Raw genomic sequence first — 20,012 nt, forward strand, 5'->3', positions numbered from 1 at the left:
CTCAGCCCTCGGCGACGGTGAGGGCGAGCAGGGCATAGGTCGCCAGCCAGTGCTCGCCCATATAGTCGCCCTCGAGATGCGGCAGGGCGGCGGCCTCGTGTTCGTCGGCCGCCTGGCGCAGCAATTCGGCGGTGGCTTGGTTGTCGGGCAAGCCGGCGGCCAGGGCGCGGAAGCACCAGGCGCGGCTGAGATTCAGCCCGTCCAGATGCGCGATCTTGCCGTCGCTGCGGTCGGTGACGCGGGCCGGGGTGAAGAGGGTCTCGGGCTTCCTATCCGCGAGATGCGGCAGGAAGCGGGGGAACCAGGTCGCGAAGTCTTCCGGCGGCAGAAGACGCCGCATGCATTCCGCCTCGATCAGGGCAGACGACAAGAAGTCGTCGCCGCTGGGCTCGCCCCAGGCGGGGCAGTCGGTGTCGTCGCCATACCAGCGGCGTGCGGTGTCGCGCAGCAGGGCGAGCAGCGCGGCGCCGCCGGCAGTCTCGGCATAGTCGGCGGCCATGCGCAGGCCGAAGGCGGTGTTGAAATGCGTCCCCACCCGCACCGGATAGGGGGCGATGGGCAGGAAGTCGCGATAGCGCTGGGCGAAGATTTCTGTGAGTGGCTGCAAGCTCTGCGACCAGCGCGGGTCGGGCAGGCGATGCAGCTCGGCGGCCAGCTTCAGCAGCCAGGCCCAGCCATAGGGGCGCTTGAAGCCGCGCGCGGTCGGGGCTTCGAGATAGGCGCATTCGGCCGCGACCTTGTCGGCGGTGAAGGCGCGGTCGAAGAGGGCGCGGATCGCCGGGGCCCTGTCGCCCTCGGGGAAGAGGCGCAGCAGGCGGGCCAGCAGCCAATAGCTGTGCACGCAGGAATGCCAGTCATAGCTGCCGTAGAAGACCGGATGCAGCTGCGCGGGCGTGCGCGCATCCGCCGGGCCGGCCAGGGTGTGGTCGGGCTTGTTGGGGTATTCGCGCTCGACATGGCCAAGAGCGATGGCGGCCAGGCGGGCGGCCTCGGCGGCGGTCAGGGTCTCGGGCATGGCGGGGTGGGGTTCCGGGGTAGGACAACTTTGAACGCCCCGCCCATCCCCGTCCGCGGAGGGCGCCAACGGCGCCCGAGCACTGGCAGAAGAGAATGAGGGGGTCTGGGGGAGAATTCATTCTCCCCCAGCCTTCAACCAAGGCTTTTCTGAAAAGCCTGAAGCCGAGCTCAAACGCTCGCCAGCAGCCCCGCGAACATCCGCGCCCGCGGCACCAAGCTCTCGATCAGCAGGTGTTCCTGCAGGGTGTGGATGCCGGCGCCCTGGACGCCCAACCCGTCGAGCGTCGGGATCCCCATCGCCCCCGTGAAGTTCCCGTCCGACCCGCCGCCGGCGCTGGCATGCGGCAGGCCGAGTCCGAGCTTCGCCGCGAGCGCCTTGGCGGTCCCGTAGAGGCGCATCGTCCCGGCATCGGGTTCCCAGACCGGGCGGGTGACGCCGCGCTTCACCTCCAGGCCGACGTCGGATTGCGTCCCCAGGCCCAGCATCTGCTCGACGGCGCGGTCCAGGTCGTCCTGGCGTTTCGCCATGGACAGGGCCTCGGCGTCGCAATGGGTGGCGACGCAGTTGACCCATTGGCCGCCATGGATGACGCCGACGGAGAAGGTGCAGGCCTCCGTCGTCATCGCCTCGATCGCCAGGATCTGCTTGCACATCTCGCGCACGGCGCTGCGGCCGTCGGCCAGCGCCGAGCCGGCATGGCTCGGGCGCCCGGTGGTGCGCAGGTTGAAGCGGGCGATGGCGTAGCGGCCGGTGACGACGCCGCCATCGGGGCGGGCGGGCTCGGGCACCAGGACGACCTCGTGGCGGGCGGCCTCGGCCTCGATCAGGTCGCGGGTGGAGGGGCTGCCGACCTCTTCGTCCGAGGTCAGCAGGAAGGTCACCGGGCGGCGGGTGGCGATGCCGGCCTGGACCATGGCGGCCATCGCCTGCAGCGCGATGAAGGTGCCGCCCTTCATGTCGCAGATGCCGGGGCCGAAGGCGCGGTCGCCCTCGACGCGATACGGCAGCGCGCCGAGCGTGCCCACCGGGTGGACGGTGTCGAGATGGGCGAGGACCAGGATGCCGCCTTCCATTTCGCCATCCGGGTGCGGGAAGCGGGCGCGGATGCAGTCGCCGAAGCCCATGCGGCCGGGGATGCGCTCGATGCGGGCGCCGAGGATGGCGAGATCCCGGCTGGCCAGCGACATCATGCGGTTGACGGCGGTGGCGTCGAAGGTCGGGCTTTCGCATTCCACCCAGGGGCGCAGCCCGGCCAGCAGGGCCTCGGGCGCGAAGGGCAGGGCGAGCGCGCGCAGGGCTTCGGGCTGCTGATCGGGCAGGGTCTCGGCGTCCATCGGGCGGTCCTTCTTGGATGGCGTCTTGGAAGCGGGGGGGCGGCTTCGGGGAGGGCGGCAGCCTGCGACCAGCGGCCGGGCAGGGCAAGGGGGGCCAGGGGGTGGAATCGGCGGGTGGAATCGGCGGGTGGAATTCGGGGTGGTGCGTTTCGGCCGGCCATGGGTCATCATCGGCGTTGATGACAGACCACACGCCCCCCCGCCGCATCGCCCCGCAGACGGGCGCGCATCTCTGGACCGGTTCGGCCCTGAGCCCGGCCGACTGGATGCTGCCGCTGGGCGCCGAGGAGGCGGCCGAGATCGAGGCCGCGCTGGCCACCCCGGGTGGGGCGCTGCCGCGGCTGGGCCCGCTGCTGGCGCGGCTGGCCGAGCGGCTGTCGAACGGGCTGGGCTTCTCGCTGCTGCGCGGGCTGCCGCTGCCGGCGGATGCGGCGGTGCTGCTCGGGCTGCTGGGCAGCCGGATCGGCCAGGCGGTGCATGCGCCACCGCCCTCGGGCCCGTTCCACAGCGAGGCCTGCGACGCGCTGCTGCTGCTCTGCCGCGAGCCGGCCGATGTCACGCTGTATTCCGCGGCGGCGCTGCACAACGAGCTGCTGAAGGCCGACCGCGCCGCGCTGGAGGTGTTCTACCGCGCCCTGCCGCAGGCCGATGGCAGCGCCGAGCTGCCGGTCTTCGCGGTGACGGGGGGCGTCTTCGCGGCGCGGCTGGACCGCAGCGCGATCGATCCGGCGGCGGTCGGCGGGGCGCTGGCGGCCCTGGACGAGATTGTGGCGCGGCCGGGGATCGGGCTGAAGGTGCCGCTGCGCGCCGGCGACCTGCTGGCGGTCAATCCCTTCACCGTCTGGGCCAGCTGCGCGCCCGGCCTGGCGGCGCTGCCGCTGCGGGTCGAGCCGTCGCGCGTGGCGGAAGGGCCTTTCGCCGCGCTGGCCGCGGCGGGCTGAGGTCGATGCGCATCCTGGTCGCCAATGCCAATACCACCGTCGCCATCACCGCGCTTTGCGCCGAGGCCGCCCGCGCCGCCGCCAGCCCGGGCGTCGAGATCGTCCCGGCCACCGCGCGCTTCGGCCCGGCGGTGATCTCCAGCCGGGCGGAGAACGTGATCGCCGGCCATGCGCTGCTGGAGCTGCTGGCGGAGCATGCCGGGCAGGTCGGTGCCGTGGTGCTGGCGGTCAGCCATGACACGGCGCTGGAGGCGGCCCGCCAGGTGATGCCCTGCCCGGTGGTCGGCATGACCGAGGCCGCCTGCTTCGCCGCCTGCATGCTGGCGACGCGCTTCGGGCTGGTGACGCTGGGCGGGGTCGAGACCTATCGCGAGCTGATCGGCCGGCACGGGCTGGCGTCCCGCCTGTCGGGGCTGGAGGGCATCGCCACCACCCCGCAGGAGGCCCTGCGCGACCCCGACGGCACCGCGGCGCTGCTGGAGGCCGCCATCGCGCGCCTGGTGGCGCAAGGCGCCGAGGCGGTGGTGCTGGGCGGCGCCGCGCTGGCGGGGATGGCCGGGCGGCTGGCCTCTTCGGTGCCGCTGCTCGACGGCATGGCCTGCGGCGTGCGGCTGGCCGAGGCGCTGGCCGGGCTCGGCATCGCGCGGCCGCGGGCGGGCAGCCTGGCGCCGGTCGCGGGCCGGGCGACGACGGGGCTGTCGCCGGCGCTGGCCACGCTGCTCGGGGGCGCCCCGGCATGAGCGCGCAGCGGATCGCCGTGGCGCGGCTGTGGTTCGAGGGCAATTCCTTCACCCCCGGCGTGACGGGCCTCGCCGCCTTCCAGAGCCGCGAATGGAATGCCGGGCCGCAAGCCCTGGCGCGCTATCGCGGCACCGCGACCGAGCTCGGCGCGCTGGCGGCCTTTTTCGACGAGCGGCCGGGCTGGCAGGCGACCATCCTGCGCTGCGCCAGCGCCCAGCCCGGCGGGCCGATGGGCGACGCGGTCTTCGCCGCCTGGCTGGACGAGGTGCTGGAAGGGCTGCGGCCGGGCGGCTGGGACGGCGTCTACCTGTCGCTGCACGGCGCCTGCATCACCGAGAGCGACCCGGAAGCCGACCTGACCCTGCTGCGCGCCATCCGCGGCGTGCTGGGGCGCGAGGTGCCGCTGGTCGCCAGCTTCGACCCGCATGGCAATCTCTCGCCCGAGGTGGCCGCGCTGCTGGATGGCGGCAGCATCTACCGCACCTATCCGCATGTCGACATGGACGCCGCCGCGCGGCGGGCGCTGGCGCAGCTGGAGCGGATGCTGGAGGGCGCGCCGCGCGGGCATGGGGCGATGGCGAAGCGGCCGATGGTGCTGCACAGCTTCCACATGCGCGATGCCGGCGGCCCGATGGCCGAGGTCTGGGAGGAGGCGGCCTCGCGCGAGGGCGGCGCGGTGCTGGATGCCTCGCTGCTGGGCGGCTTCGCCTGGGGCGACAGCCCGCATGCCGGCCCGGGCGCGATGGTTTTTTCCACGTCGCCGGCTTTGGCCGCAGCCACCGCCGATCACTTGGCCGACCAGATCGCCGCGCGCCGTGCGCGTTTCGATGTTTCGCTACCCACTCCAGAAGCCGCGCTGGCCAGCGCTTTGACCGCGCCGGAAGGGCTGGTGGCGCTGCTGGACCCGGCGGACAATCCGCTCTCGGGCGGCATCTGCGACACGCCGGGGCTGCTGCGGGTGGTGCTGGCCGCCGGGCTGACGGTGCCCACCGTCTTCGCCTTCCTGCATGACGCGGCGCTGGTGGCGCGCGCCGCCGCCGCCGGGATGGGGGCGAGGCTGGAGGTGGCGCTGGGCGGCCAGGTGACCAGCGCCTTCGGCCCGCCGGTGGCGGCGGTGGCGGTGGTCGAAAAGCTGACGGAGGGCCGCTTCACCAACAGCGGCCCGATGGAGCGCGGCGCCCCGGTCGATCTCGGCCCGACCGCGCTGCTGCGCCTCGGCGCGGTCCAGGTGGTGGTGACCAGCCGCAAGGAGGCGGCGATCGATCCCGGCTTCTTCGCGCTGCACGGCATCGACCTGGCGGCGACCCGGCTGCTGGTGAACAAGGCGAAGAACCATTTCCGGGCGGCCTTCGCCGGCCAGTGCAGCGCCATCCTGGAATGCGACACGGCAGGGCCGGCGGCGCTCGACCTGGCGGCGCTGCCCTTCCGCCACGTGCCGCCGGGCCACTTCGCCCGGTAGCGGGCGGAGAGGGCAGGGCCTCTCCGCCGAACGGCGCTCAGTCCAGCCTGGCGCCCGAGACGCGGATCACTTCCTGCCACTTGGCATCCTCGGCCTTGATGAAGGCCTGGAACTCGGTGGGGCCGAGCGGGCGCGGCTCGCTGCCGACGTCGCGCAGGCGGGCGATCACCGCCGGCTCCTTCAGGATGTCGAGGATCATCGCCGACAGCCGGTCCAGGACGGGCTTCGGCGTGCGCGACGGCGCCTGGAAGCCGAACCAGGCCTCGGCCTCGAAGCCGGCGACGCCGCTCTCGGCCACCGTCGGCACGTCGGGCAGGGCGAACCAGCGCGCCTTGCTGGTCACCGCGATGGCGCGCAGCCGGCCTTCCTGGATATGCGGCAGGTAGGGCGGGATGTTGTCGACGGCCAGCTCGATGCGGCCGGCGATCAGGTCGGGGATGACGGTGGCGCTGCCGCGATAGGGGACATGCATGAACTTGGCGCCGGTGCGCGACTTCAGCAGCTCGGCGCACATATGGCCCGAGGTGCCGTTGCCCGGCGTGCCGTAGTTCATGTCGGTCTTCTTGCTGGCCTCGAGCAGCTGCGGCAGGGAGCGGATCTCGCTGCTGGCCGGCACGACGACGACATTGGCGAGGGAATTCGCCATCGCCACGCTGGTCAGGTCCTTCGCCGGATCATAGGGCAGCTTGGAATAGAGGAACTGGTTGATGCTGGCGGTGCCGATGGTGCAGGTCAGCAGGGTGTGGCCGTCGGGCTCGGCCTTGGCGACCATGTCGCTGCCCAGGATGCCGCCGGCGCCCGGGCGGTTGTCGACCACCACCGGCTGGCCGAGCAGCACGGAGAGGCGCTCGCAGACCACGCGGGCGGTGACATCGGTGGCGCCGCCGCCGGGGAAGGGCACGACCATGCGGACCGGGCGGTTCGGCCAGGCGGGCTGCGCCCGCGCGGTACCAGGCGCCAGCAGCGCGGGGGTGGCGAGGGCGGGGGCCAGGAGGCCAGCGCCGGCCAGCAGCCGGCGGCGGGGAAGCGACATTGCGCCATCCTTCGAGAACGTTTCCACCCTCAGGTAGACGCTCGGCCCGGCCGCGGCAAGGCGCGGCCGGATGACGCTTCGGCAAAAATGGAAGCCTGTTCCAGGCCGCCGGGGCCGGTCCTGTCCTGGGGAAGGCCGTCCCGGCGGCGGACGGTCAGTCCACCTTGGCCCCCGAGCGGCGCACCACCTCGGCCCATTTCGTCACCTCGGCGGTGACGAAGCTCTCGAAGGCGGCGGGGCTGGTGCCGCCGCCCGGGATCAGGTCGGGCTTCATGCCGCCGAGATCGGCGAGCTTCGCCCAGGTCTCCGGCTCGGCGACGATGGCATTGATCTCGGCGCCCAGCTTCTCGACGATCGGGCGCGGCGTGCGGGCCGGGCCCTGCAGGCCGAACCAGCCGGTGGCCTCGACGCCGGGGAAGCCGGCCTCGGCGGTGGTCGGCACCTGCGGCAGGGCGGCGCTGCGGGTCGCCGTGGTCACCGCCAGCGGGCGCAGCCGGCCCTCGCGGATATGGCCGATCGCCGAGGGCAGGTTGTCGACGCCGACCTCGACGCGGCCGGCCATGATCTCGGCCAGCATCGGCCCGGCGCCGCGGAAGGGCACATGGGTCAGCTGCACCCCGGCCTCGAGCTTCAGCAGCTCGCCGGTCATGTGCAGCGAGGTGCCGGCGCCCGAGGAACCGATGTTCAGCTCGCCCGGGCGCTTCTTGGCCAGGGCGACCAGCTCGGCCAGGGTCCGCACCGGCAGCTCGGGATGCACGAAGATCACGTTGGGCACGCGGATCAGCAGGCCGATATTGGCCAGGTCCTCGGGCTTGTAGGGGATCTGCCCGGCATAGAGCGCGTAGTTGATGGCGCCCGAGGAGACCGTCTGCATCAGGAAGGTGTAGCCGTCCGGCTCGGCCTTGGCGACGACGTCGGAGCCGATATTGCCGCCGGCGCCGGCGCGGTTCTCCACCGGGAAGGGCTGGCCGAGGCGCTGCTGCAGCCGGTTGGCCAGGATGCGGGCGGCGATGTCGGTGGTGCCGGCGGGGACGAAGGGGACGATGACGCGGACCGGGCGCGTGGGCCAGGTCGTGGCGGGCGTCTGGGCCATGGCGAGGCCGGGCGCGAAGGGCAGGCTGGCCGCGGCGCCGAGCAGGGTGCGGCGAGGCATGATGGGCATGGACGGTCCTCCTGACGGGGCGCGCGGCTCTGGACGGCCGCTGCTTCACCCGTTCACGGAGTCGTGCCGCAGGGCGCGGGAGGGGGCAAGTGGTTTCGCGGGTGGAAGGGGCGGGGGGGGGGGGGGGGGGGGGCGCTGCCGCGCCCCGGCCCGGCGAGTCCTACCGCGCCGTCCGCACCTCCTGCGCCAGCGTCTGCTCGTCGAGGCGCGGCGTGTAGGTCAGGCCGCGGCGGGTGGCCCAGACGGATTTCTGCGTGTGGATCGGGATGATGGCGACATCCTGCATGGCGGTGCGCATCGCTTCCTGCAGCAGCTTCTCGCGCGCGCCATCCTCCATGGTGGCGAGGCCGCGCGCCGTGATCTCGTCGACCGAGGGATTGGCGTAGCGCCCGTAATTGGACAGGCCGAGCCCGTTGTTCGGCCCGCGCCCGCCCAGGATGGCGCGCAGCGAGGTGGAGGGCTCGCCGGTGCTGTTCGACCAGCCGAGCAGATAGGCCGAGGCATCGAAGCGGTTGAGGCGGCCGATCAGGGTGGCCAGCGGCTGCGCGTCGACTGAGGTCTTCACGCCGATGCGGGCCCACATCTGCGCCACCACCTGCAGGATCTGCGCGTCGTTGACATAGCGGTCGTTCGGGCCGCGCAGCGTGATGGTCAGCCCGTTCGGATAGCCGGCCTCGGCCAGCAGCTTCTTGGCGCGGTCGACGTCGTAGCGCGGCACGGCGATCGAGGGATCGTAGCCGAAGGCGCCTTCCGGCATGAACTGGCCGGTGGGGACGGAGGCGTTCTCCATCACCCGCTGGGCGATCGCCTGGCGGTTGATGGCGATCGACAGCGCCTCGCGGACGCGGCGGTCCTGCAGCGGATTCTTGTCCAGGGCCTCGCCATTGGGACCCGTCACGTCCGGCGTGGCGCCGTCGCGGAACACGTCGAGTCCCAGGAAGATCAGGCGCAGGCTGGTGCCCTCGGCGATGCTGATGCGGTTGTCGCCGCGCAGCTTGCCCAGATCCTGGGTGGGCACGTTGTCGATCATCGCGACATCGCCCGAGAGCAGCGCCGCGACGCGCGCGCCCGAATTGGTGATGATGCGGTACTCGACCCGCTGCCACTCCGGCTTGGTACCCCAGTAGCTGTCGTTGCGCGTCATGACGACGCGGTCATTCGGCGCGTAGGAGACGAAGCGGAAGGGGCCGCTGCCGATCGCCACCTTGTCGCTGTTGAAGGCGGCCGAGGCCACGCTGGCGCCGAGGCTGCGCGGGATGATGAAGACCGTGGCCAGGTCGGTGGCCAGCAGCGGATAGGGCGTGGCCGTCTTGAAGCGGATGGTCTCGGCATCGACCACCTCCATGCCGGTGATGGCGCGGGTGTAGACGGCAAACGAGCTCGGGCTCTGCACCGTGGGGACGCGGGCGATGGAATAGGCCACGTCCTCGGCGGTGACCGGGGCGCCGTTGTGGAAGGTCGCCCCCGGGCGCAGCTTGAACTCCCAGGTGAGGTCGTCGACCAGGCGCCAGGAGGTGGCCAGCGCCGGCCGCAGCCGCGCATTCTCGTCGCGCTGCACCAGGCCTTCGAACATGTGCGCCGAGAGCATGATGCTCGGCGTCAGCGTGTAGTATTGCGGGTCGATGCTGGCCGGCGGCGCGGAGACCGCCATCGACAGGGTCTGCGCCCCGGCGGTGCCGGCCAGCAGGGTGGCCGCCAGCGTCAGGCCGGCAACCTTGGAAAGGCCGGCAATCTTGGACAGAAGGGTCATGCGTGGTCGTCCTGGGTCAGGCCCAGCTCCTCATGCACCAGGCTCGCCCAATAGGCGGAGCCCAGCGCCAGGGCCTCGTCGTTGAAGTCGTATTGCGGCGTGTGGACGTTGTGGAAGCTGCCGTCCGGGTTGCTGCCATTGCCGATGCGCATGAACACGCCCGGCTTCTTCTGCAGCATGTAGGCGAAATCCTCGCCGCCGGTGCTCATCGGGAAGTCGCCGACCGCGGCCTCGCCGACCAGGGCGGCGGCGGCGGCATTGGCCACCGGCACCTTCTCGGCGGCGTTCACCGTGGGCGGGCAGAGCACGTCATAGGTGAAGCTGGCGGTGCAGCCATGGGCGCTGGCCAGGGTCTCGGCCAGCTCCTGCAGGCGGCGGCGGATCATCGCCTGCGCCTCGGGGCGGAAATAGCGGGCGGTGCCGCGCACCACCGCCTTGGCCGGCATCACGTTGGGCGAGCCGAAGGTGCCGCCCGCGACATGGCCGACGGAGAGCGCGGCGCTCTCGGTGGGCTTCAGGTTGCGCGGCAGGATGGTGTGCACCGCCAGCAGGAAATGCCCCAGCACCACGGTGACATCGGTCGCCAGGTGCGGCGCCGCGCCGCCATGGCCGCCGGTGCCGTGGAACTCGACGCCCCAGAAATCGGCGCCGGCCAGGATCGGGCCGGGGCGCGTGGCGAACTGGCCGACCGCCAGCCCAGGGGTGTTGTGCATGCCGTAGACGCTGTCGACCGGGAAGCGGTCGAACAGCCCGTCCTTGATCATGGCGGCGGCGCCGGTGCCGGCCTCCTCGGCGGGCTGGAAGATGAACTGCACGGTGCCGGCGAAATCCGGCTTGCGCGCCAGGTACTTCGCAGCCCCCAGCAGCATCGCCGTGTGGCCGTCATGGCCGCAGGCATGCATCTTGCCGGGGACGGTCGAGGCGTGCTCGAAGGTGTTCTCCTCCTGGATGAACAGCGCATCCATGTCGGCGCGCAGGCCGATGGCGCGCTGGCCCGGGCGGCTGCCCTTCAGCGTGCCGACCACACCGGTGCCGCCGATGCCCTCGGCGACGTCGAGCCCCCATTCGCGCAGCTTGGCGGCGACGATGCCGGCGGTGCGCACCTCCTCGAAGCGGGTCTCGGGGTGACGGTGGATGTCGCGGCGGATCTCGATGAGCTCCGCCTCGAAGCCCTTGATCTCCTCCAGGATGTCCTGGCGCATGGCGTTTTTTTCCCTCTGGCTTGGCGCGCGGCCGCAGGGGGGCGAAACTGAGGCGCCGGCCGGCACCGGTCAACGGGTCGCGAGCCGGTAAGTCTGGACGATTTTCGAATATAGTGGATAATGGGGCGAGACTGCCCCTGCGAGGCCCGCCGCATGACCGAAGCCGCCCTGATCCGCGACGCCGTGGAAGACGACCTGCCGCGGCTGCTGGCCATCATCAACCAGGCGATCCGCGAGACCACCGCGGTCTGGCACGTGCAGGAGACGACGCTGGAGGCGCGGCGCGGCTGGCTGCGCGACCGCCAGGGCGCCGGGCGGCCGGTGCTGGTCGCCGTGCTGGACGGGGTGGTGCAGGGCTTCGCGAGTTACGGCGAGTTCCGGCCCTTCGCCGGCTTCGCGGCCACCGTCGAGCATTCGGTCTATGTCGACCCGGCGGCGCAGGGGCGAGGGCTGGGGCGGCTGCTGCTGGCGGCGCTGGTCGCGCGCGCGGAGAAGGCCGGCGACGTGCATGTCATGGTCGCCGCCATCGAGGCGGGGAACCTTGCCTCGGTTGCCCTGCACCGCCGGGAGGGGTTCGTCGAGGCCGGGGTGCTGAAGGAAACCGGGAAGAAATTCGGGCGGTGGCTGGACCTGCTGTTCATGACGAAGCACCTCTGACGCCGCGCGGGCCATAAGCCGGGCGGATAACTGCTTTCCGCCCCCCGGCGCTTCGCGGGCCGGGACGGCCGCGCCAGACTGCCCTCCAGGAAACGGAGGGAACGGCGCATGACCGTGGGCGAGATGATCGTGGAGGCCCTGCTGGCGCAGGGCATCGACCGGCTGTTCTGCGTGCCGGGGGAGAGCTATCTCGGCCTGCTGGATGCGCTGCACGACCGGCCGGCCATGGACACGGTGGTCTGCCGGCATGAATCGGGTGCCGGCTTCATGGCGCTGGCCGATGCGCGGCTGACCGGCCGGCCGGGCGTGGCCGCCGTCAGCCGCGGTCCCGGCGCCTGCAACGCCGCCATCGCCCTGCACACCGCGCAGCAGGACGGCGTGCCCTTCCTGCTGATCATCGGCCAGGTCGCGGCGGCCGACCTGCGGCGCGACGCCTTCCAGGAGATCGATTACGGCCGGATGTTCGGCAGCGTGGCGAAGTGGGTGGCCGAGCTGACCGACCCATCGCGCACCGCCGAGACGCTGCGCCGCGCCCTGCAGGTGGCGACCACCGGCACGCCCGGCCCGGTGGTGCTCTCGGTGCCGGAGGATGTGCTGAACGCGCCCTGCGCCAACCCGGTCCCCGGGCCCCAGGCGCCGGTGGCGGCGGCGCCGCCCGCCGATGCGCTGGCCCGGCTGCGCGGCTGGCTGGCCGCCGCCGAGCGCCCGGTGCTGCTGGCCGGCAGCGGCATCGCGGCGCCTGGCGAGCGCGAGGCGCTGCTCGGCTTCATCGAGGCCTGGGAGCTGCCGGCCCTCGTCAGCTTCCGCCGCCAGGACCTGCTGCCGAACCGGCACCGGCTCTATGCCGGCGACATGGGGCTGTCGAACCCGGCCTCGCAGATGGAGGCGCTGGGTCAGGCCGACCTGGTGCTGGCGCTCGGCGCCCGGTTGTCCGACATCAACAGCCAGGGATACAGCTTCCCGGTCGCGGGCCAGCGGCTGGTGCATGTCCATGCCGATCCGGATGCCATCGGGCCGATCTTCCCGGCTTCGCTGGCGCTGGCCTGCCCGGCCGGCGCCTTTCTCGATGCGGTCGGCCTGCCGGACCGCCCGCCGCCGGCGCCGCGCCGGGCCTGGGTCGAGCGGCTGGCGGCGGAGCGGGCCAGGATCGTGGCGCCACGGCTGCCCGCGGTCAGCGACGGCCTGGCCTTCGAGGCGGTAGCGGCGGCGATCGGCGCGGCGCTGCCGAAGGACGGCATCCTGACGCTGGATGCCGGCAGCTTCGCCGCGCCCTGCTACCGCATCATCCCCTTCGCCCCGCCGCAGCGGCTGCTGGCGCCGATCTCGGGCGCCATGGGCTTCGGCGTGCCGGCCGCCGTCGCCGCGGCGCTGCGCGAGCCCGGCCGCACCGTGGTCTGCTGCGTCGGCGATGGCGGCTTCCTGATGACCGGCTCGGAGCTGGCGGTGGCGCTGGAACGCCGCCTGCCGATCAAGCTGTTCCTGGCGGAGAACGGCGTCTATGGCTCGATCCGCATCCACCAGGAGCGGGAATTCCCGGGCCGCACCACCGGGACGGGTTTTTCGAATCCCGACTTCCTGGCGATGGGCGCCGCCTATGGCGCGACGGTGACCCACCTCCGGACCGCCGGGGACCTGACGAAGATCCCGGCGATCCTGGCGGCGCCGGGACCGCAATTCGTCGTGGTGAAGACCAGCTTCGACGCGGTGAAGCCGGCCCCGAAAAGCTAGCGGCGGCGATAGCCCTCGGCGATCACCGCGCCGAGGGCGCCGAGCAGCATCAGCACCGCCATCGGCCGCGCCGTGCCATCGGCGAAATGGCTGAGCAGCACGCCGCTGGTGCCGGCGACGCTGAACTGCAGCGTGCCCATCAGCGCCGAGGCCGAGCCCGCCTGCGCCGCCTGCCGCGACAGCGCGCCCACCGCCGCATTGGGCATGACGAAGGCGCTGAACATCATGCAGAGGAAGATCGGCGGCAGCAGCAGCGCCCAGTGCCAGGGCGCCAGGAAGGCGATCGCCGCCAGCGCCGTGGCCGAGGCCAGGATCACCCTTGTCGCGATCCTCGGCAGCCGGTCGGCGCCCAGCCGCAGCAGCAGCGGCGGGTTGAGCTGCGAGCCCAGGATGAAGCCGGCGGCATTCACCCCGAAGAGGATGCCGAAGCTCGACGGGTCCAGCTTGAACATGCCGACGAAGACCGCCGCCGAGCCGCCGACATAGGCGAACATCAGGAACATGTTGGCGCAGCCCATCGCCACATGGCTGGTGAAGCTGCGGTCGCGCAGGATCTGCAGGTAGCGCAGCAGCTGCGCCTGGGGGCCGAGGCGCAGCCGGCGCTCGGGCGCCAGGGTCTCCGGCAGGAAGCGCCAGACCAGCGTCGCCGAGAGCGCGGCATAGCAGGCGCCGAACCAGAAGATCGGCCGCCAGCCGCCGAAGGCCAGCATCAGCCCGCCCAGGCTGGGCGCCAGGATCGGCGCGGCGCCCATCACCAGCATCAGCTTCGACATCAGCCGCGCCGCCGCATGGCCATCGGCGATGTCGCGCACCACGGCGCGCGGCAGCACCATGCTGGCCGAGCCGCCGAAGGCGGCGATGCAGCGGAACACCGCCAGGCTCTGGATGTCGGAGGACAGCGCGCAGCCGATCGTGCCCAGCAGATAGACCAGCAGGCCGGCGATCAGCGGCCGCCGCCGCCCGAGCCGGTCGCCCAGCGTGCCCTGCACCAGCTGGCCGACAGCCAGGCCGAGGAACCAGGCGGCCAGCGTCAGCTCGGCCGAGCCGTGCGGCGCGGCGAAGTCGTGCTCGATGGCGGGGAAGGCGGGCAGGTACATGTCGGTCGAGAGCGGCCCGATGGCCGTCAGGAAGCCGAGCAGCAGGGGTAGCCAGGCAGGCATGGGAAGGGCGGTCCGGAAGGGCGGCGGGGGCGCCGGGAGCGGCAGGCAATGCAGGGACGGGGCCAGGACGACAAGCGCCACCGGCGGCAGGTCAGCATTGCACCGCAACAAGCCGGGCCCCAGCCCCGGGCCGTGCCCCTCCGCATCATCTTCCTGTGCGGCAGTGGTAGCGATTCTGCCTGCAAAATAGGCATTGATAAACGCTGATGCTTGGAAGGTGGGCGAAGGCGGCGCAAAGTGCTGAATCCTTAATCGACGATGGCTTGCGCGCGGTCGATGCGCTCCCGGACACTTGCGCTCCCCGGCCTGTCGCGCCGGGCCAGAACAGGGAGAGCAAGCATGGTTCGTTTTGCGCTTTCGGCCGCCCTGGGGGCCGCCGGCCTGGCGCTGGCCGCCCTGGGGGGCGCCGCTCCCGCCAGCGCCCAGCCGGCCGCCGACACGGTGGGCGCCATCCGCGCCCGCGGCGCGCTGAACTGCGGCGTCGCCGGCAATGTCGCCGGCTTCAGCCTGCCGGATGCCAACGGGGTCTATCGCGGCATCGATGCCGACAGCTGCCGCTCGGTCGCCGCCGCCATCTTCGGCGACGCCAACAAGGTGCGCTTCATCAACACCACCTCGCAGAACCGCTTCACCGCGCTGCAGTCGGGCGAGGTGGACATGCTGGTGCGCAACACCACCTGGACCCTGTCGCGCGAGGCCTCGCTGGGCTTCGAATTCGCGACCATCAATTTCTATGACGGCCAGGGCTTCATGGTGAAGAAGTCCTCCAACGTCACCTCGGCCAAGCAGCTGGACGGCGCCACCGTCTGCGTCCAGCCCGGTACCACCACCGAGCTGAACCTGTCGGATTACTTCCGCGCCCAGGGCATGAAGTTCACCCCCGTCGTCATCGAGAGCGTGGAGGAAATCCGCACCGCCTTCCTGGCCGGCCGCTGCGACGCCTATACCAACGACGCCTCCTCGCTGGCCTCGTTCCGGGCGACGCAGACCACGCCGGCCGATTTCCTGTTGCTGCCGGAGATCATCTCGAAGGAGCCGCTGGGCGCCGTGGTGCGCAAGGGCGACTGGAAATTCTTCGACATCGTCCGCTGGGCGCATTTCGCGCAGCTGACGGCGGAGGAGCTGGGCATCACCAGCCAGAACGTGGCGAGCTTCGCGACCAACACCAATCCCGACATCCAGCGCTTCATGGGCGTCAGCGGCGACCTGGGCAAGATGCTGGGCCTGGCGCCGGACTGGGCGGTGAAGCTGATCGCCCAGCAGGGCAATTTCGCCGAGGTGTGGGACCGCAACATCACGCCGCTCGGCGTGCAGCGCGGGATCAACAACCTCTGGACCAAGGGTGGGCTGCAGTATGCGCCGCCGATGCGGTAGGAGAAGTTCCTGAAGGTCGGGGGAATGAATTCCCCCGAACCCCTATCTTTTTCCTGACGACCGGCCGTTTCGTGATCAGTGCCTTTGGCGGATGCCCTGGCGTCGGCGCCGTTCGAGTGCTGGTCGTCAAACAGCCGACAGACAGAAAAAAGAAGGGGTCCAGGGGAATTCATTCCCCTGGCCTTCATTCCCCTGGCCTTATCCCTCTGGCCTGTCTCCTGTCTTCCCCTCCACCGGAAACACATCCGCATAGGCATGCCAGGTCGCGTGCCCGACCAGCGGCAGGGCGACGGCCAGCCCCAGGAAGAACGGCACCAGCGCCAGCCCGGTGAACAGCACGATCAGCCCGGCCCAGAGCGCCATCGGCCGCGGGTTGCGCAGCACCGCCTGCCAGGAGGCGATGATCGCCTCGGCGGCCGAGATGTCGCGGTCCAGCAGCATCGGCGCGGCGAAGGCGGCGGTGCAGAAGGCGAGGGTGGCGATCAGCAGCCCGCCGCCGGTGCCGAGCACCAGGAAGGGCACCAGGCCCGGGGCGCGCAGCAGGGCCAGCGGCAGGCCGTCGATCGGCGGCGCGAATCCGGTGCCCAGGCACAGCGCGAAGACCAGGGTCGCCAGGCGCAGCCAGAACAGGTGCAGCAGCAGCAGCGCGCCGCCGAGCAGGCCGAGCTGGGTGCCGCGCTGGGCGAGGCGGCCGAGGATGGCGCGGGCGTCCGTGGGCAGGCCCAGGGCGCGGCGCCGGGAGATCTCGTAGAGCCCGGCGGCGAGCAGCGGGGCGATGAGGAGGAATCCCGCGGTGGCGGGCAGGATGGCCCAGAGCGTCGCGGCGCGCTGCGCCAGCAGGGCGATGGCCCAGCCGCCGGCGGCCAGGGCCAGCCCATGGGCGAGGCCCGCCACGGGGCTGGCCCAGAGGTCGCGCCAGCCGGCGGCGAGCCAGGCCCAGGGCCGGTCATGCGCCACCTGGCGCGGTGCCGTGGCTGAGATCATGGGCTTTCCCTCCGATGCCCCGAAGCTAGCCGCAGGGCGCGGCCGGCGACTTGATGCGCATCAAGGACGCCGCGGTGCGGTTGCGCTTCCTTCCGGGCAATTGCGCGAGACCGGCCCTGGTTGTCTTCACCGGGCCCCGGCCGCGCCCGCCGGGGGGCGGCTCCCCCCCGCGACCGGAGAAAGTAAGCGATGCCCGATGGAGGCCAGGCCTTGCGCCTCGCGGCCGGCGGCGGCTGGCGGCAGGACAGCTATGTGGACGGCCCGATCCGCGCCATGGCGGTGGCGACGATCTTCTGGGGGATCGTCGGATTCCTGGTGGGGGTGGTGGTGGCCTCGCAGCTGGCCTTCCCGCTGCTGAACCTCGACCTGGAATGGACGACCTTCGGCCGGCTGCGGCCGCTGCACACCAGCGCGGTGATCTTCGCCTTCGGCGGCAACGCGCTGCTCTGCACCAGCCTCTATGTCGTGCAGCGCACCTGCCGCGCGCGGCTGTTCGGCGGCGAGGAGATGGGCTGGTTCCTGTTCGCGGGCTACCAGTTCTTCATCGTCATGGCCGCCATCGGCTATCTGCTGGGCGTCACCCAGGGCAAGGAATATGCCGAGCCCGAATGGTATGTCGACCTCTGGCTGGTGGTCGTCTGGGTTTCTTATCTTGTCGCCTTCGGGGGGACGATCCTGCGGCGATCCGAGCCGCACATCTATGTCGCCAACTGGTTCTTTCTCGCCTTCATCATCACGGTTGCCCTGCTGCACATCGGCAACAACGTGGCGCTGCCGCTGACCATCGGCCATGCCAAGTCCTATGGCGTGGCGTCCGGCGTGCAGGATGCGATGATCCAGTGGTGGTACGGCCACAACGCGGTGGGCTTCTTCCTGACCGCCGGCTTCCTCGGCATCATGTACTACTTCATCCCGAAGCAGGCGGACCGGCCGGTCTATTCCTACCGCCTCTCCATCGTCCACTTCTGGTCGCTCATCTTCCTGTATATCTGGGCGGGCCCGCATCACCTGCACTACACGGCGCTGCCGGACTGGGCGCAGACGCTGGGCATGGTCTTCTCGATCATGCTGTGGATGCCGTCCTGGGGCGGCATGATCAACGGGCTGATGACGCTGTCGGGGGCCTGGGACAAGCTGCGCACCGATCCCGGCCTGCGCTTCTCGGTCGCCGCCGTCGGCTTCTACGCCATGGCCACCTTCGAGGGGCCGGTGATGTCGATCAAGGCGGTCAACGCCCTGTCGCACTACACCGACTGGACCATCGGCCATGTGCATTCCGGCGCGCTCGGCTGGAACGGCTTCATCACCTTCGGTGCGCTGTACTGGCTGGTGCCGCGGCTGTGGGGCAAGACCGAGCTGTATTCCAAGAAGCTGGCCGAGTGGCACTTCTGGATCGCGACGCTCGGCATCGTCCTCTACATCACCGCGATGTGGGTCTCCGGCATCATGCAGGGGTTGATGTGGCGCAGCTACGACGCGCTCGGCTTCCTGCAGTACAGCTTCGTCGAGACCGTCGCCGCCATGCATCCCTACTACGTCATCCGCATGCTGGGCGGGGTGCTCTACCTCTCCGGCGCGCTGCTGATGGCCTACAACCTGTGGCGCACCGTGCGGCCCGCCCCCGCCGCGCTGCCCGCCTCCCAGCCCGTCGCGGCCGAGTGAGGACCGAAAAAGATGTTCAAGAAGTTCAGCCACGCGCTGATTGAAAAAAACCTGATCCTGATGGGGGTGCTGTCGCTGATCACCGTCTCCATCGGCGGGCTGGTGCAGATCGTGCCGCTCTTCGCCGTGGAGACCACGATCGAGCGCGTCGACGGCATCCGCCCCTACACGCCGCTGGAGCTGGCCGGCCGCGACATCTATGTGCGCGAGGGCTGCTACACCTGCCACAGCCAGATGATCCGTCCGTTCCGCGACGAGGCGGAGCGCTACGGCCATTACAGCCTGGCGGCGGAGAGCCTTTACGACCATCCCTTCCAGTGGGGCAGCAAGCGCACCGGGCCGGATCTGGCCCGCGTCGGCGGCCGCTATTCCGACGACTGGCAGGCGGCGCATCTGCGCAGCCCGCGCGACCTGGTGCCGGAAAGCGTCATGCCGCCCTATGCCTTCCTCGACCGGCCGCTGGACTATCGCGACATCGCCGCCACCCTGCGCGGCCAGCGCGCCGTCGGCGTGCCCTATACGGATGCGATGATCGCCAATGCGGCGGCTGATCTCGAGGCGCAGGCGCGGCCCGAGATGGATCCGGCCGGCTTCGCGGGCCGCTACGCCAATGCGCGGCAGGCGGCCTTCGACGGCGACGGCCGGACGGTGACCGAGATGGACGCGCTGGTCGCCTATCTGCAGATGCTCGGCACGCTGGTGCGCTTCGGCGACGTCACGCCCGAGCGCGTGCGGCAGCAGTGAGGCGGGACGGACCATGGATCTGCTCTCCGCCTATCCCGTGCTGAAGGCCGCCTGGGTCGTGTGGTTCTTCCTCCTCTTCGGCTTCATCCTGGTCTGGGTGCTGCGGCCGGGCCGCCGCCGCGCCTACCAGGCGATGGCCGAGATTCCCCTGCAGGACGCGCCACCGGCGCCTGCCAAGCGGAGCCTGTGACATGGCCTCGAAAATCGAGAAGGACGCTGTCAGCGGCCAGCAGACCACCGGCCATGAATGGGACGGCATCCGCGAGCTGAACACCCCGCTGCCGCGCTGGTGGCTCTGGACCTTCTACGCCTGCATCGCCTTCGCGGCGCTCTGGGTGGTGCTCTATCCGGCGCTGCCCTTCAGCACCGGCCTGACCGGCTGGACCGCGCGCGGCGCCATCGGCGAGGAGCTGGCGCGCCATGCCGCCGAGCAGGAGCCGCGGCTGGCCGCCATCCGCCAGGCCTCGCTGGAGGAGATCCGCAGCGAGCCGGGCCTGCGCGCCTATGCCCTGGCTGGCGGCCGCGTCGCCTTCGCCAACAACTGCGCCGCCTGCCATGGCGCCGGCGGGCAGGGGGCGCCGGGCGGCTTCCCGTCGCTCGCCGATGACGACTGGCTCTGGGGCGGCAGCCTGGCCGCCATCCAGGCCACCATCACCCATGGCATCCGCAATGCCGAGGACGAGCGGGCGCGCAGCAGCATGATGCCGCGCTTCCTGGCCGATGGCCTGCTGAAGGCGCCGCAGGTGAACGACGTGGCCGAGCATGTGCTGGCGCTGTCGGGCCGCGGCACCGACGCGGCGGCCGCCGCCCGCGGCGCCGCGCTGTTCGCCGAGAACTGCGCCGCCTGCCATGGCGACCGCGGCACCGGCAACCGCGAGATGGGCGCGCCGAACCTGGCCGACCAGGTCTGGCTCTATGGCGGCGACAAGCGCGCCATCGTGCAGAGCATCGCCTATGCCCGCGGCGGCGTCATGCCGGCCTGGGGGCAGCGGCTGGACCCGGCGGTGATCAAGATGCTCGCCGTCTATGTCCACGCCCTCGGCGGCGGCGAGGCGGAGTAGCG

Annotated in this window: 18 protein-coding genes; 10 read left to right on the forward strand and 8 right to left on the reverse strand. The window is 71.5% G+C overall.

The window, feature by feature from the left end:
• Nucleotide 1 precedes the first annotated feature (1 nt).
• Nucleotides 2-1,015: a DUF2891 domain-containing protein gene (locus WFI16_RS01435; RefSeq protein WP_419896007.1), complete on the reverse strand. Its 1,014-nt coding sequence runs from the start codon at nt 1,013-1,015 to the stop codon at nt 2-4.
• 170 nt (nt 1,016-1,185) lie between these two features.
• Nucleotides 1,186-2,352 (reverse strand): M20/M25/M40 family metallo-hydrolase, encoded by a 1,167-nt coding sequence (locus WFI16_RS01440; RefSeq protein WP_419896008.1) that lies wholly within the window; start codon nt 2,350-2,352, stop codon nt 1,186-1,188.
• A gap of 179 nt (nt 2,353-2,531) precedes the next feature.
• Between WFI16_RS01440 and WFI16_RS01445 the strand changes: the two genes are divergently transcribed.
• From WFI16_RS01445 to WFI16_RS01455, 3 genes are read left to right on the forward strand one after another with little or no spacing between them, the layout of a single operon-like run.
• Entirely contained in the window at nt 2,532-3,293 is a 762-nt protein-coding gene (locus WFI16_RS01445) for a hypothetical protein (RefSeq protein ID WP_419896009.1), read from the forward strand.
• Between the two features lie 5 nt (nt 3,294-3,298).
• A complete protein-coding gene (locus WFI16_RS01450; protein ID WP_419896010.1) occupies nt 3,299-4,033 on the forward strand; it encodes an aspartate/glutamate racemase family protein in 735 nt (244 codons plus the stop codon).
• On the forward strand, nt 4,030-5,493 hold the full coding sequence (locus WFI16_RS01455; protein ID WP_419896011.1) for a M81 family metallopeptidase: 1,464 nt from the start codon (nt 4,030-4,032) through the stop codon (nt 5,491-5,493). The genes WFI16_RS01450 and WFI16_RS01455 overlap by 4 nt, the downstream gene beginning before the upstream one ends.
• A gap of 37 nt (nt 5,494-5,530) precedes the next feature.
• Here the strand turns inward: WFI16_RS01455 and WFI16_RS01460 are convergent, their stop codons facing one another.
• The 4 genes from WFI16_RS01460 to WFI16_RS01475 all read right to left on the reverse strand — a co-directional run bounded on the left by WFI16_RS01460 (nt 5,531) and on the right by WFI16_RS01475 (nt 10,640).
• On the reverse strand, nt 5,531-6,526 hold the full coding sequence (locus tag WFI16_RS01460) for a Bug family tripartite tricarboxylate transporter substrate binding protein (protein WP_419896012.1): 996 nt from the start codon (nt 6,524-6,526) through the stop codon (nt 5,531-5,533).
• Nucleotides 6,527-6,680: 154 nt separating this feature from the next.
• Nucleotides 6,681-7,688 carry a Bug family tripartite tricarboxylate transporter substrate binding protein gene (locus WFI16_RS01465; protein ID WP_419896013.1) on the reverse strand — a complete coding sequence of 336 codons (1,008 nt, stop codon included), beginning with the start codon at nt 7,686-7,688 and terminating at the stop codon, nt 6,681-6,683.
• Nucleotides 7,689-7,848: 160 nt separating this feature from the next.
• Nucleotides 7,849-9,438 (reverse strand): ABC transporter substrate-binding protein, encoded by a 1,590-nt coding sequence (locus tag WFI16_RS01470; RefSeq protein ID WP_419896014.1) that lies wholly within the window; start codon nt 9,436-9,438, stop codon nt 7,849-7,851.
• Complete coding sequence (locus WFI16_RS01475; RefSeq protein WP_419896015.1) at nt 9,435-10,640, reverse strand: amidohydrolase; 1,206 nt, start codon at nt 10,638-10,640, stop codon at nt 9,435-9,437. Before WFI16_RS01475 ends, WFI16_RS01470 begins: the two co-directional genes overlap by 4 nt.
• 153 nt (nt 10,641-10,793) lie before the next feature.
• Here WFI16_RS01475 and WFI16_RS01480 point away from each other — a divergent pair, with 153 nt between their 5' ends.
• Both WFI16_RS01480 and WFI16_RS01485 read left to right on the forward strand, forming a co-directional pair.
• A complete protein-coding gene (locus tag WFI16_RS01480) occupies nt 10,794-11,297 on the forward strand; it encodes a GNAT family N-acetyltransferase (RefSeq protein WP_419896016.1) in 504 nt (167 codons plus the stop codon).
• Nucleotides 11,298-11,405: 108 nt separating this feature from the next.
• Nucleotides 11,406-13,025, forward strand: a complete 1,620-nt coding sequence (locus tag WFI16_RS01485) for a thiamine pyrophosphate-binding protein (protein WP_419896017.1) — start codon at nt 11,406-11,408, stop codon at nt 13,023-13,025.
• Here the strand turns inward: WFI16_RS01485 and WFI16_RS01490 are convergent.
• A complete protein-coding gene (locus WFI16_RS01490; RefSeq protein ID WP_419896018.1) occupies nt 13,022-14,185 on the reverse strand; it encodes a multidrug effflux MFS transporter in 1,164 nt (387 codons plus the stop codon). The genes WFI16_RS01485 and WFI16_RS01490 overlap by 4 nt on opposite strands.
• A gap of 339 nt (nt 14,186-14,524) precedes the next feature.
• Here WFI16_RS01490 and WFI16_RS01495 point away from each other — a divergent pair, with 339 nt between their 5' ends.
• Nucleotides 14,525-15,559, forward strand: coding sequence for an amino acid ABC transporter substrate-binding protein (locus WFI16_RS01495; RefSeq protein WP_419896019.1), 1,035 nt, complete (start codon nt 14,525-14,527; stop codon nt 15,557-15,559).
• Between the two features lie 198 nt (nt 15,560-15,757).
• On the opposite strand, the gene WFI16_RS01500 is transcribed toward WFI16_RS01495, so the two are convergent.
• Entirely contained in the window at nt 15,758-16,543 is a 786-nt protein-coding gene (locus WFI16_RS01500) for a DUF2189 domain-containing protein (RefSeq protein WP_419896020.1), read from the reverse strand.
• A gap of 189 nt (nt 16,544-16,732) precedes the next feature.
• Here WFI16_RS01500 and ccoN point away from each other — a divergent pair, with 189 nt between their 5' ends.
• From ccoN to ccoP, 4 genes are read left to right on the forward strand one after another with little or no spacing between them, the layout of a single operon-like run.
• On the forward strand, nt 16,733-18,205 hold the full coding sequence (ccoN, locus tag WFI16_RS01505) for a cytochrome-c oxidase, cbb3-type subunit I (protein WP_442970623.1): 1,473 nt from the start codon (nt 16,733-16,735) through the stop codon (nt 18,203-18,205).
• A gap of 12 nt (nt 18,206-18,217) precedes the next feature.
• Entirely contained in the window at nt 18,218-18,949 is a 732-nt protein-coding gene (gene ccoO / locus WFI16_RS01510) for a cytochrome-c oxidase, cbb3-type subunit II (RefSeq protein WP_419896021.1), read from the forward strand.
• Nucleotides 18,950-18,962: 13 nt separating this feature from the next.
• The gene (locus WFI16_RS01515; RefSeq protein WP_419896022.1) at nt 18,963-19,139 is read left to right on the forward strand and encodes a cbb3-type cytochrome oxidase subunit 3; all 177 of its coding nucleotides are present in this window, start codon (nt 18,963-18,965) and stop codon (nt 19,137-19,139) included.
• A gap of 1 nt (nt 19,140) precedes the next feature.
• Entirely contained in the window at nt 19,141-20,010 is an 870-nt protein-coding gene (gene ccoP, locus WFI16_RS01520; RefSeq protein ID WP_419896023.1) for a cytochrome-c oxidase, cbb3-type subunit III, read from the forward strand.
• Nucleotides 20,011-20,012: the final 2 nt, after the last annotated feature.

The organism is Roseomonas sp. USHLN139, assembly GCF_037145735.1.
Lineage (GTDB): Bacteria > Pseudomonadota > Alphaproteobacteria > Acetobacterales > Acetobacteraceae > Pseudoroseomonas.

Excerpts from the sequence above, each read along its gene's own strand:
- WFI16_RS01500 (WP_419896020.1), bottom strand. The coding sequence starts at position 16,543 with ATGATCTCAGCCACGGCACCGCGCCAGGTGGCGCATGACCGGCCCTGG.
- WFI16_RS01440 (WP_419896008.1), bottom strand. The coding sequence starts at position 2,352 with ATGGACGCCGAGACCCTGCCCGATCAGCAGCCCGAAGCCCTGCGCGCG.
- WFI16_RS01475 (WP_419896015.1), bottom strand. The coding sequence starts at position 10,640 with ATGCGCCAGGACATCCTGGAGGAGATCAAGGGCTTCGAGGCGGAGCTC.
- ccoO (WP_419896021.1), top strand. The coding sequence starts at position 18,218 with ATGTTCAAGAAGTTCAGCCACGCGCTGATTGAAAAAAACCTGATCCTG.
- WFI16_RS01435 (WP_419896007.1), bottom strand. The coding sequence starts at position 1,015 with ATGCCCGAGACCCTGACCGCCGCCGAGGCCGCCCGCCTGGCCGCCATC.
- WFI16_RS01485 (WP_419896017.1), top strand. The coding sequence starts at position 11,406 with ATGACCGTGGGCGAGATGATCGTGGAGGCCCTGCTGGCGCAGGGCATC.
- WFI16_RS01450 (WP_419896010.1), top strand. The coding sequence starts at position 3,299 with ATGCGCATCCTGGTCGCCAATGCCAATACCACCGTCGCCATCACCGCG.
- WFI16_RS01445 (WP_419896009.1), top strand. The coding sequence starts at position 2,532 with ATGACAGACCACACGCCCCCCCGCCGCATCGCCCCGCAGACGGGCGCG.
- WFI16_RS01480 (WP_419896016.1), top strand. The coding sequence starts at position 10,794 with ATGACCGAAGCCGCCCTGATCCGCGACGCCGTGGAAGACGACCTGCCG.
- WFI16_RS01515 (WP_419896022.1), top strand. The coding sequence starts at position 18,963 with ATGGATCTGCTCTCCGCCTATCCCGTGCTGAAGGCCGCCTGGGTCGTG.
- WFI16_RS01470 (WP_419896014.1), bottom strand. The coding sequence starts at position 9,438 with ATGACCCTTCTGTCCAAGATTGCCGGCCTTTCCAAGGTTGCCGGCCTG.
- WFI16_RS01490 (WP_419896018.1), bottom strand. The coding sequence starts at position 14,185 with ATGCCTGCCTGGCTACCCCTGCTGCTCGGCTTCCTGACGGCCATCGGG.
- WFI16_RS01460 (WP_419896012.1), bottom strand. The coding sequence starts at position 6,526 with ATGTCGCTTCCCCGCCGCCGGCTGCTGGCCGGCGCTGGCCTCCTGGCC.
- WFI16_RS01465 (WP_419896013.1), bottom strand. The coding sequence starts at position 7,688 with ATGCCCATCATGCCTCGCCGCACCCTGCTCGGCGCCGCGGCCAGCCTG.
- ccoP (WP_419896023.1), top strand. The coding sequence starts at position 19,141 with ATGGCCTCGAAAATCGAGAAGGACGCTGTCAGCGGCCAGCAGACCACC.
- ccoN (WP_442970623.1), top strand. The coding sequence starts at position 16,733 with ATGCCCGATGGAGGCCAGGCCTTGCGCCTCGCGGCCGGCGGCGGCTGG.
- WFI16_RS01455 (WP_419896011.1), top strand. The coding sequence starts at position 4,030 with ATGAGCGCGCAGCGGATCGCCGTGGCGCGGCTGTGGTTCGAGGGCAAT.
- WFI16_RS01495 (WP_419896019.1), top strand. The coding sequence starts at position 14,525 with ATGGTTCGTTTTGCGCTTTCGGCCGCCCTGGGGGCCGCCGGCCTGGCG.